This is a genomic window from Leadbettera azotonutricia ZAS-9 (genome assembly GCF_000214355.1).
In the GTDB taxonomy this organism is placed as follows: domain Bacteria; phylum Spirochaetota; class Spirochaetia; order Treponematales; family Breznakiellaceae; genus Leadbettera; species Leadbettera azotonutricia.
The window spans coordinates 3,844,978-3,855,671 of sequence record NC_015577.1; the positions used below are offsets into that span (position 1 = coordinate 3,844,978).

9 protein-coding genes are annotated in these 10,694 nt (G+C 50.8%); 5 read left to right on the top strand and 4 right to left on the bottom strand.

Annotated elements, in window-relative coordinates:
- Positions 1–31: 31 nt before the first annotated feature.
- The 3 genes from TREAZ_RS17100 to TREAZ_RS17110 all read left to right on the top strand — a co-directional run bounded on the left by TREAZ_RS17100 (position 32) and on the right by TREAZ_RS17110 (position 3,084).
- A complete protein-coding gene (locus TREAZ_RS17100; RefSeq protein WP_015713163.1) occupies positions 32–1,336 on the top strand; it encodes an ABC transporter substrate-binding protein in 1,305 nt (434 codons plus the stop codon).
- Between the two features lie 159 nt (positions 1,337–1,495).
- Positions 1,496–2,278 (top strand): carbohydrate ABC transporter permease, encoded by a 783-nt coding sequence (locus TREAZ_RS17105; protein ID WP_245535065.1) that lies wholly within the window; start codon positions 1,496–1,498, stop codon positions 2,276–2,278.
- On the top strand, positions 2,275–3,084 hold the full coding sequence (locus tag TREAZ_RS17110) for a carbohydrate ABC transporter permease (RefSeq protein WP_015713165.1): 810 nt from the start codon (positions 2,275–2,277) through the stop codon (positions 3,082–3,084). Before TREAZ_RS17105 ends, TREAZ_RS17110 begins: the two co-directional genes overlap by 4 nt.
- On the opposite strand, the gene TREAZ_RS17115 is transcribed toward TREAZ_RS17110, so the two are convergent.
- Genes TREAZ_RS17115 through TREAZ_RS17125 form a run of 3 tightly spaced genes read right to left on the bottom strand, consistent with a single transcriptional unit; the run spans position 3,077 to position 6,757 of the window.
- Entirely contained in the window at positions 3,077–4,054 is a 978-nt protein-coding gene (locus TREAZ_RS17115) for a leucine-rich repeat domain-containing protein (protein WP_215904881.1), read from the bottom strand. The two genes, TREAZ_RS17110 and TREAZ_RS17115, sit on opposite strands and share 8 nt — an antisense overlap.
- Positions 4,044–5,930, bottom strand: a complete 1,887-nt coding sequence (locus tag TREAZ_RS17120) for a VWA domain-containing protein (protein ID WP_015713167.1) — start codon at positions 5,928–5,930, stop codon at positions 4,044–4,046. Before TREAZ_RS17120 ends, TREAZ_RS17115 begins: the two co-directional genes overlap by 11 nt.
- Before the next feature lie 8 nt (positions 5,931–5,938).
- Complete coding sequence (locus TREAZ_RS17125) at positions 5,939–6,757, bottom strand: formylglycine-generating enzyme family protein (RefSeq protein WP_015713168.1); 819 nt, start codon at positions 6,755–6,757, stop codon at positions 5,939–5,941.
- Here TREAZ_RS17125 and TREAZ_RS17130 point away from each other — a divergent pair.
- Both TREAZ_RS17130 and TREAZ_RS17135 read left to right on the top strand, forming a co-directional pair.
- A complete protein-coding gene (locus TREAZ_RS17130) occupies positions 6,756–7,181 on the top strand; it encodes a helix-turn-helix domain-containing protein (protein WP_015713169.1) in 426 nt (141 codons plus the stop codon). The two genes, TREAZ_RS17125 and TREAZ_RS17130, sit on opposite strands and share 2 nt — an antisense overlap.
- Before the next feature lie 62 nt (positions 7,182–7,243).
- Positions 7,244–8,470, top strand: a complete 1,227-nt coding sequence (locus TREAZ_RS17135; protein WP_015713170.1) for an ATP-binding protein — start codon at positions 7,244–7,246, stop codon at positions 8,468–8,470.
- 223 nt (positions 8,471–8,693) lie between these two features.
- Here TREAZ_RS17135 and gyrB read toward each other — a convergent pair whose 3' ends face one another.
- Positions 8,694–10,640 carry a DNA topoisomerase (ATP-hydrolyzing) subunit B gene (gene gyrB, locus TREAZ_RS17145; RefSeq protein ID WP_015713172.1) on the bottom strand — a complete coding sequence of 649 codons (1,947 nt, stop codon included), beginning with the start codon at positions 10,638–10,640 and terminating at the stop codon, positions 8,694–8,696.
- Positions 10,641–10,694: the final 54 nt, after the last annotated feature.

A 10,694-nucleotide genomic window follows, 5' to 3' on the forward strand; every position in this document is an offset into this window, starting at 1 on the left:
GGCAACGCTTAAAATCTAAGAGGAGAGACACATGAAAAAGTTAGGTATCGCATGCCTACTGGTACTGCTCTCGGCGGCATTTATGCTCACCGGCTGTAGTAAAAAAGAGGCCCCCGTCCAAGCGGCGGCAGACCCCAATGCTCCTGTCACCATCACGGTATGGTGCTGGGACCCGGCGTTCAATATCTTCGCCATGAAGGAAGCGGAGAAAATCTACAAACGGGATCGCCCGAATGTCACTATCAATGTTGTTGAAACTCCCTGGGACGATGTCCAGCAAAAGCTCATCACCGGCTTCTCGTCCGGCGAAACCAGCAGCCTGGCGGACATTGTACTGATGCAGGACAACGCCATGCAGAAGAACATCATAACCTATCCCTCCAATTTCCTCCCTGTGGGCGACAAGGTCGATCTCTCCCAGTTTGCCAAATTCAAGGTTGACGTGGCTGCCTACAATGGCAAGTACTACGGCGTGCCCTTTGATAACGGCACAACCGGCTTCTTTATCCGGAGCGACATTATTGAACAGGCCGGCCTCAAGGTCGAAGATTTCAATGACACCACATGGGAGCACGTGATTGAATTGGGCAGGATTGTGAAAGCAAAGACAGGGCTTCCCCTTCTTTCCACCGACGGTACCGGCCCGGACCTCATCATGATCATGCTCCAGAGCGCAGGCACCTGGCTCTTTGATCAGCAGACCGGCAAAACCCTCATCACCGGCAACCCTGCCCTTACCAGGGCGGTTGAGCTCTTCATCCAGATGGCCCAGGAAGGAATCCTCTACCTGGCTTCCGACTGGAACGATTACATTGCCTCCTTTAACAGGGGCAACGTAGCGGCCACCATCCAGGGCTGTTGGATCATCGGGTCAATCAGCGCCGAGCCTTCCCAGTCAGGGAAGTGGGCCCTTGTTTCTACCCCCAAGTTCGCCAATATCCAATCGGTCAACTATTCGAGCCAGGGTGGTTCAGGCTGGATGGTTCTTGCCAATTCCAAGAACCCCGACGTGGCCATGGACTTCCTTGCCAAGACCTTCGCGGGCAGCAAAGAATTCTACGAAATCATTCTGCCCCCCGCGGGCGCCATTGCAACATGGCTTCCTGCGGCTGATTCTCCGGTTTATTCCCAGCCCGTCGCCTACTTCGGCGGCGACAAAGTCTATGAAAAGCTCATCGACTATGTCGGCAAGGTTCCCAGCGTAAAATACGGCGTCTTCAATTATGAAGCCCGCGGCGCGGTGACCAAGGCCATGATGGACATCAGGAACGGCGCCAATCCTGCCGCCGCCCTCAAGGCAGCCCAGGATGAAGTTGACTTCCTTATAGCTCAGTAACATGTTCTAGCTTGTGGGGCTGTCCATTATGGGCAGCCCTATTTCATTCAAAGCGAGGCAAACATGCGGCGATTCAGTCTGGAAAAAAAATATTCCTGGTGGGGATGGGCTTTTGTGTTCCCCGCGTCTATCCTAATCTTTATCCTTTCTTTTTATCCTATGGTACAGGCCCTTTTCCTCTCGTTTAGATCGGGGCTGGGGAATAATCTCAAGTTTTCCGGGTTCAGGAATTATGCCCGCCTTTTCGAGGATCTGACCTTTCATTCTTCTGTAGCCAATGTTTTTATCTACCTGCTTTTCCAGGTCCCCATCATGCTCTTTTCGGCCCTGATTCTCGCGTCCATACTGAATCAGCCGGATTTAAAGGGCAAGACTGTTTTCAGGACCCTGATCTTCCTGCCCTGCGCAACAGCCCTGGTTTCGTCGGCCCTTATCTTCAAGTCCTTCTTTTCCATGGACGGCATTATCAATTTTACTTTGCAAAACCTGCATATTATTTCGGAGCCCAAGAACTGGCTCCTTGATCCCATTTGGTCCAAGGTGATCATCATAATCATTATCACCTGGCGTTGGACGGGGTATAACACCATTTTTTATATGGCGGGGCTTCAGAACATCGACACCTCGGTGTACGAGGCTGCCCGCATTGACGGGGCTTCGGCATCCCAGCAGTTTTTCAAGATCACCCTGCCCCTCTTGAGGCCGGTGATTCTTTTAACCACCATCATGTCCACCAACGGCACACTGCAGCTTTTCGACGAAGTCAGGACGATTTCGCCGGGTACGGGCTTTAAATCGACCATTACGATTTCCCAGCATATCTATAATGTCTCGTTCACCAATGTTCCCCAGCTTGGCTATGCGGCTGCCCTTTCGTACACCATCCTTATCATGGTGGCTTTCTTATCCTTTATCCAGATGAAAGTGGGGGACAAGGTATGAAAATCAGAGTATCCCGGGTATTTATGTATGCTTTCCTTGTGGTGGTTTGTTTCCTCGCGGCCTTCCCCTATTTCTGGATGGTGTCCGCTGCCACCAACAAGAGCGTTGAGATCATCAAAGGCAGGCTCCTGTTCGGGACTTACCTCATCGAGAACATCAAGACCCTGGTCGCCACGGTTACCCTGGGGCAGATCTTCTGGAATTCCCTGCGAAACGCCATTGCAGGCACCCTGGCGAGCCTTATCATCTGTTCCATGGCGGGCTACGGCTTCCAGATCTACAGGGACAAATACAAGGACAGGCTCATCGGCATACTGCTCCTTTCCATGATGGTTCCCTTTGCGTCGATCATGGTTCCCCTTTTCAGGATGTTCAGCCAGGCGAAGCTTATTAACAGCACCATGGGCATCATCCTGCCCAGCCTCTCCACAGCCTTCCTCATCTTCTTTTTCAGGCAGAGTTCCGCGTCCTTCCCCATGGAGATAGTCCAGGCTGCCCGTGTTGACGGCGTGGGAGAGTTCGGCATCTACCTCAGGATCTACCTTCCGGTCATGGCCCCCACCCTTGCGGCGGCAGCCATCGTTACCTTTATGAACCAGTGGAACCAGTACCTCTGGCCCCTCATCATTTTGCAGAAGCAGGAAAGCCGCACCATGCCCCTGATGCTCACGGGCCTTACGGCGGGCTATGTCACTGACTACGGAATATTGATGCTGGCGGTTACGATTTGTACACTGCCGACCCTGTTTATATTCGTGACACAGCAGAGGCGGTTCGTGGCGGGGATTTTGGGATCAGTTAAGTAGCGATGCTGAAAGAGGGCTTTACTTCCCGCTCGTGGCCGGCGTCTTCTTCCGAGATGAACTGGCCCCAGGGGCGTATGTAGATATTGTCGTACCAATGATCGATGGTGGTGTTTTGATAGCCGTGGTGTTCGGGGTTGAAGCAGTCTTCCTTTGACGCACGGCCTTTAAAACGTATATCAAGAGCCCGGCTTAATTCATCGTACTTCCGTCTCATACGCTGGTACTTCAAGCACTTTTTGTGCAGAGGGTGGTTTTTGTCAGCCTCGAGAAGGCGCATATATTCCAGGGATTTTCTGCAGAGCCACATTTTACAGGCCAGGGCTTCCTCTGTGCAGCCCTTGTCGCCAAGATAGCCGCACTTCCCCCCGGACGTGCAGCAGGGTTCGGAATTACGCCGGCATGCTCCGGCCAGCTCCCTCCAGCCGCAGAGATCAAGCTCCTGCTGCATGGCGTCGAGGCGGCGGTACATATAACTGTAGATCCATTTTTGGAATAGCACAAATACGTTTAATTTACCCGAAAGCCATCTCGCGGTATTGCCGCTAAAGGCAATGGCTTTTGCATGGCGGCGCGAAAAAGCCAGCCCTGCGCACTTTGCAAGGGAAGGCGGAATCCCGGATATTTCCGAGCGGCTTATGTCCAGTTCTTTAAGGTTTTTTAATTTATGGATGGATTTAGGCAATGATCTGAGGCTTGTATAGGAAGCATCCAAAACTTCAAGGTTTTCCATGAGGCAGACGGAATCGGGGAGACGCCAAATCCTGGCGCCCGAGACATTGAAGCGTTTTATTTTGAGGAGCTCGTCCCGGCCTGCGGCTTTGAGGGCAGCGTCGAGGGAACCGGGATCGAAGGTCTCAAAAAAACCGCCGAAGGGGCTCAGGATGAGGCCGCCTGAGTTTTCAGCAGCTTCGACGATTTTGGCGGAGATTTTTTCGATGGCTTGCACAGACCGTCCTGCGTTACTGCCCAAAATTCATTATCGAGTAGCGTCCGCCCTCTATAGACATAGCAGAAGTTCTTTCAACAGCCCCTGCTCCTCCCCCGCGCATTTCACGGTTCAATAGTTCCGTGTACTTTGAAAGCAGGGCGAATTCGGACGCAAAGAACGATCCTTCACCAAGGGTCCGCTTTGCGGTCTGAAGCGCCAGTTCAGCTTCTCCGGTCAGCCGTAGGGACGTTCTTAAACGATCCGGGTTGTTATCGGCATAGAAGATCCGCCCTATCTCTTTGATGGAAAGGGCAAAGCTCGCTATAGCCTGGGAATAGGTAAGCATCTGCAAGGCGTCCGCGTTGGAAGGATCGGCCAAAACTATTGTGCGTTCCGGAAACGGAGTTAGCCCGGATTCATCCAGGGTTCTGCCCCGCAGGAGCGCGGTTTGCTGCCTCTGATTCCCGCCGGGAATGCGGTAATGAACCAGCAATGTTTTATAGTCGCCCTGGTTAAGGCTGGGAATTACGCAGGAAATAGTGCTGCCCTCGGATTTGTATTGTGATCCCCAAACTCCAAGAATCTCAACATCGGGCGAGAATTCCAGCGACAATCCCATATCCCGGATTGCGGGAACAGCGAAGCGCTCGAATTCACGATCCGTATTGAGTATTGCGTTCATTGATTCACGGGTATCCAGGGAACGGGTATTCCCCCTGCCGTTTTGCGCAAGAGTCCGCAGCAGATCTTCGTCGAAATTCCCCCCAATGCCGATGGTAGAGATGGAGACGCCATCGCCTGTATAGGTTTCTACAATTTGGTATGCCGGGGATATAGTAGTGGAATCATTGAAATCAAAAGTGCAGACCAGCGTATTGCTGTTCGAGCCGGTTTCGCTGACGGTGCCTTCGTAGTAACGATATTCATTGCCGTTTTTCAGCTCAATCTGAAAGGGAGTTTCGTATTCCGAACTGTGGTAATCGAAATTTTGCACCCAAACCTGATACGTGCCATGGGCCGCCTCTCCGCGATACCAGAAAATATTTTCCACCGGGTCGAGTGTTTCGCCATTCACGTTTCTGTCAACATCGAGCCATCCTCCGGTTGAATCCCTCATTCTGTTAAAGAAGATCTCCTCATTGGCCGGGGTTATGACATGCAGATCCAGGTCGTTCCGATTATTCCACATCAGAGAGATCCGTATGTCCCCGGTGTGTGCAAGCGCCCCGGCAAGACGGCTGGAAAATTCATCGCCATCGGAAATAACCAACACCATGTTGATTGCATTTGCCCCGCGATTTTTCAGGACCTGCTCATAGCCCAGGTTGATTCCATCCTCAAGCTTGGTTCCGCCCTTAGGGCTAAGCGAATTTACCGCATTGATGAATGCGGCCCGTTTAGCGGAACTGTCAATCCGGGCGGGCTCAAAATACACCTGCGCGGCATCGTTAAAACCTATCAGCGCCAGGGAGTCCATGTTCCTGACTTTGTTTGCAAAACTGCCCAGGGATTCCTTGACCCATCCAATCTTTTCGCCTTCATTCATCGAAACGGAGGTATCCACCACGAATACCAGATTCAGGGACGGAATTTCCTGGAAGGACAGGCTTTTCCCCTGCAAGCCGATTTGGAGCAAGCCGTCCCTGCCGCTTCCGGGGCTGTTGTTATCTTCAGGGTTAAGATTATTGTAAAGAAAAAGCCCAATATCCGTATCCGGTTCCGGGTACTGGTAATTGAACAAAGAGATATAGCTGCCGTCGTTTATCTCTTCTGGGGGTACAATAATGCCGTTATTGGCCCGATAGCGGTTTCTGGTGTACAAGGGGGCGGCATCTGTCAGCCCCTCGGATACCAGAAAATAGGGAAAGCTGAAAACCAGAAAAGCCACTAACAGAACCTTGGGCGTATTTGTGCGCATTTGTTTTCCTATAAAACGGAACGGACTACCCGGAAGCCGATATAATTTGTCATGGCAGAATGATCGGCGTTCGCCCGGTTTGCGGAACGCAAGAACCGTGCTTCGCTGTACCAGCTTCCGCCCCGGATTACCGCCCTGGCGCGCAAAGAACCGTTAAGATTGCCTGAATTGTAATTCACGCTATACTGATCCCAGCACCATTCGTACACATTCCCATGCATATCATACAAACCCCAGGCATTGGGGGGAAAACTCATCACCGGCGTCGTGGTTTTGCGGTAATTCCCCTTGGGGTTCCTGTTGTAGGGGAAATTCCCGTCAAAGTTGCCCTGGTTAACGGTAATATTGTACCCCGTATTGAACGCGGTAGAGCTTCCAGCCCGGCAGGCATATTCCCATTCTGCCTCTGTGGGAAGGCGGTATCCATTCGCTTCATGATCCCAGCGAATTTCCGAATCCCGGATAATATACGCCGGGGTAAACCCCTCCTTTTCGCTCCGGGCATTGCAATAAATAATCGCGTCAAACCAGCTTACATTTTCTACCGGCAGATTGGGGCCCCTGAACCTGCTGGGGTTCTTATGCATCACCGATTCGTATTCATCCTGGTTTACCTCGTGCTTGGCAATATAAAAACTGCCCACCAACACCTGACGTTGGGTTTCATCCCTGTCCCTGGCAGATTCCCTGGCGGGGCTTCCCATCATAAAAGTGCCCGCTTCAAGCTTAACAAAATCACTCGGGGCGTATCCCTGACGGTTCTGGGCTTGAAGGACAAATGTTGACAAAAATAGAAAGATAACTGTAAAAAACACAGGCTTTTTCATGATTTCTCCTAAAGTTTATTGCACCAACGATACCCCATTATTACGGCAATATCAATCGACTTTATATAATTTTGAGGTTGAAACGATCCTGTCCATAAACAAGAAACAGAAAGCGGAATTGAGCTACGCAGACATGAAGGTTAAAGAACTGGCTGCTCTATCCGGTGTCAAAAAACAGACTATCGACAGCTATCTGCGGGAAAACAGTTATACCCCTTCGGTGGATGCAGCGGTGAGTATTGCTCAGGCACTGGGGGTTTCTGTGGAGTACTTGGCAACGGGTGGCGAAGTCCGTCAGGGCAAAGAAAAAGTCCTGTCATCCCTTAGCCCCGATATACGTTCCCTGATACTGGCTAAGGAAGTAATTTCCCCGACCTTGATAAACACGTGCGTAAATTTTATCATAATACGTGTTTGTATATAAAATTTACTATACACATTAAATTCCTATTGATTTTAGTATAAATTTAACTTATACTTTAAATTATGATAGTTGAAAGACCAGAATATCTCAAAAAACTAATTGGTTTTAGGGATAAGGACCTGATTAAGGTCATTGTGGGTATACGGCGATGCGGGAAATCCACTCTATTGAAGCTATATGCCGATTATTTACGCTCTACGGGGGTGGGAAATAGCAGAATTCAATTTATCAACTTTGAGGACTTTAATAACGCCGATCTGACTGATCCCAAAGTATTGCATGATCATGTCCTAAGCCGTCTTGTCCCTGATGGAATGAACTATATCTTCCTTGACGAAATCCAGATGGTTAAGGACTTTGAAAAAGCGGCCAATAGCCTGCGGCTGCGGAAAAATATCGATCTCTATATTACCGGTTCCAATGCCTATTTTTTATCCGGCGATTTGGCAACTTTACTTGCCGGCAGGTATGTGTCCATTGAAATGACCCCTCTCTCTTTTAGGGAATATCTCACCGCTGGTTCTGACGAATCAGGAAACCCCCGCCCAAGAGACAAGATGCGGCAATTATATGAACAGTATCTGCGGTATAGTTCCTTTCCCTATACTCTGGAGCTGAATAATGACATTGAAAAAATCCATCAATATCTGGCCGCCATTATCGACACCATCGTCCTAAAAGATGTGGTGCAGCGGAAACAGATCAGCGCCGTAGCCGCTCTGGAACGGCTTATGAAATTTATTTTTGGTAATATCGGTTTTATTACCTCTACCAAAAAAATCTCAGATACCATGAAGTCCTCGGGTTTCAATATCGGCGTACAGACCGTGGAAAACTATCTTTCTGCCCTGGAAGATAGTTTTATTATCCATAAAGTAAGCCGTCTGGACGTAAACGGTAAGGAGTATCTCAAAGCCAATGATAAATACTATGTGGCCGATATTGGGATGCGGTACTATCTCCTGGGCGATAAAATGAAAGACTACGGGGCTATACTGGAAAATATTGTATACCTGGAATTGCGGCGCAGGGGATATAAAGTCCATGTTGGAAGGTTAGGGGATCTGGAAATCGATTTTATCGCTTTTAAGGCAGGAATTCCCGAATACTACCAGGTTGCCTTTTCAGTCGCAGATGAACAAACCTGGGAGTGGGAAATACGCCCCCTTGAAAAAATCAGGGATAACTACGGAAAATATATTATCACCATGGACCCGGTATTGGGCGGCAATGACCAGGGAATTATTACGGTAAACGCCCTGGACTTTTTACTGGATTTCACAGTATGAAGTCTTGATAAACACGTGTATAAATTCTATATATCCCAAAATCGGAAGTTTCAGGGATTTACCTCATCAGTCTGTATTGCCAATATCTATTATTTTTTAAGCAGAGAATATGGGGACACTCTTGCCCGCGCTTTTTTAGCCAACCTGCTTGATTATATCACGGTTCTGCCCATTGATCATGCCCCGGTATCGGGGATTTCCGATAATTCATCAGCATCCATCATCACACATCCAAATTAGACACTGCCAGCGCATTCTCCTCGATGAACTCACGGCGGGGGGCGACTACTTCGCCCATGAGGGTGGAGAAGATGCGTTCGGCTTCCACGGCGTCGTCCAGGTGGATCTGGATGATGTTGCGGCGGGCGGGGTCCATGGTGGTGTCCCAGAGCTGGTCGGGGTTCATTTCGCCAAGGCCCTTGTAACGCTGGATGGCTTCTTTTTTTATCTCTTTGCCCAGGCCCCCGAGGATCTTGTCTTTTTCGGCGTCGTCGTAGGCGTAGAAATTCTGCTTGCCCACGGGGATTTTGTAGAGGGGGGGCATGGCCAAGTAGACATGGCCCTTCTCGATGAGCTCGGTCATGTAACGGTAAAAGAAGGTGAGGAGCAGGGTGCGTATGTGGGAGCCGTCAACGTCGGCATCGGCCATGATGATGATCTTGTGGTAGCGGATTTTGGCAACGTTGAACTCGACGCCGCAGCCTGCGCCTATGCTGGCTATGATGGGCTGGAGCTTTTCGTTGGTGACTACTTTTTCGATGCGGGTTTTTTCCACGTTGAGCATTTTGCCGAAGAGGGAAAGGATGGCCTGGAACTGGCGGTTCCTTCCCTGCTTGGCGGAACCGCCGGCCGAGTCGCCTTCCACGATGAAAAGTTCGCAGACTGCAGGGTCTTTTTCGGAACAGTCGGAGAGCTTGCCGGGGAGGCCGACAGAATCCATGGCGTTCTTGCGGCGGGTAGCGTCCCGGGCCTGGCGTGCGGCTATGCGGGCCTTGGCTGCAAGGACCGACTTTTCGAGGATATTGTTTATCACGTCGGGGTGCTGATCCAGGAAAAGTTCAAGCTGTTCGTTGACCAGGGCTTCGACTATGCCTTTGACTTCGGAGTTGCCCAGCTTGGCCTTGGTTTGGCCTTCGAACTGGGGGTTGGGGACTTTCACCGAAAGCACCGCAGTGAGGCCCTCGCGGACATCGTCGCCCGAGAGGCTTTCTTCGAGTTTCTTGGCAATCTTGGATTTTTTCAGGTATTCGTTGAGGGTACGGGTAAGGGCCGACTTGAAGCCCACAAGGTGGGTACCGCCTTCCCTAGTGTTGATGTCGTTCACAAAGGAGTACATGATCTCGTTGAAGCCGTCGTTGTACTGTATGGCAACCTCAACCTCGATGACGCCGTCCTTGCCGTCGTCCCGTGTCCCCTCGATAAAGATAGGGTCTTTGTAGAGGACGGTCTTGCTCTGGTTCAAGTATTCTACAAAGCTTTGGACCCCCCCCTCGAATTTGAATTCGTGGACCTTGGGGGTCGAGAGCCGCTCGTCCCGTATGGTGATCTTGAGGCCCTTGTTGAGGAAGGCCAGTTCCCGCAGGCGGTTTGAGAGGGCGTCGAAATTATAGGTGGTGGATTCGAAGATAGAGGTATCAGCCTTCCAGCGGATCACAGTGCCCCTTTCCTTGCCTGCCCCTGCGTAGGGCAGAACGGAGGGCTGGATTTCGTGGGCAGGGGCATCGGGAATGCCGATTTTGTAGCTCTGGGTATGAACCTTGCCGTTAAGGTGGACAAAGGCTTCGCACCATTCGGAGAGGGCGTTCACCACGGATACGCCGACGCCGTGGAGGCCGCCCGACACCTTGTAGGAATTCTTGTCGAACTTGCCGCCCGCGTGGAGACGGGTCATGACGAGCTCAAGGGCGCTGACCCCTTCGCCGGTATGGATGTCCACGGGGATGCCGCGGCCGTTGTCTTCCACACGGACTACATCGTTGCCTTCGAGGACCACGAGGATATCATCGCAGAAGCCCTGCATGGCTTCGTCAATTGAGTTATCAACAACTTCGAATACAAGATGATGGAGACCGTCAAAATCAGTAGTGCCGATATACATGCCGGGGCGTTTCCGCACCGCTTCAAGGCCCTTCAAAACTTGTATGCTCTGGGCCGAATAGTTGGAATTCATTATTCCATCATAGTCATCTTGAACAAAAAAGTAAAGGCAAAGTAGAATAGCGTT

Excerpts from the sequence above, each read along its gene's own strand:
- TREAZ_RS17105 (WP_245535065.1), top strand. The coding sequence starts at position 1,496 with ATGGTACAGGCCCTTTTCCTCTCGTTTAGATCGGGGCTGGGGAATAAT.
- TREAZ_RS17100 (WP_015713163.1), top strand. The coding sequence starts at position 32 with ATGAAAAAGTTAGGTATCGCATGCCTACTGGTACTGCTCTCGGCGGCA.
- TREAZ_RS17125 (WP_015713168.1), bottom strand. The coding sequence starts at position 6,757 with ATGAAAAAGCCTGTGTTTTTTACAGTTATCTTTCTATTTTTGTCAACA.
- gyrB (WP_015713172.1), bottom strand. The coding sequence starts at position 10,640 with ATGAATTCCAACTATTCGGCCCAGAGCATACAAGTTTTGAAGGGCCTT.
- TREAZ_RS17130 (WP_015713169.1), top strand. The coding sequence starts at position 6,756 with ATGATTTCTCCTAAAGTTTATTGCACCAACGATACCCCATTATTACGG.
- TREAZ_RS17110 (WP_015713165.1), top strand. The coding sequence starts at position 2,275 with ATGAAAATCAGAGTATCCCGGGTATTTATGTATGCTTTCCTTGTGGTG.
- TREAZ_RS17135 (WP_015713170.1), top strand. The coding sequence starts at position 7,244 with ATGATAGTTGAAAGACCAGAATATCTCAAAAAACTAATTGGTTTTAGG.
- TREAZ_RS17120 (WP_015713167.1), bottom strand. The coding sequence starts at position 5,930 with ATGCGCACAAATACGCCCAAGGTTCTGTTAGTGGCTTTTCTGGTTTTC.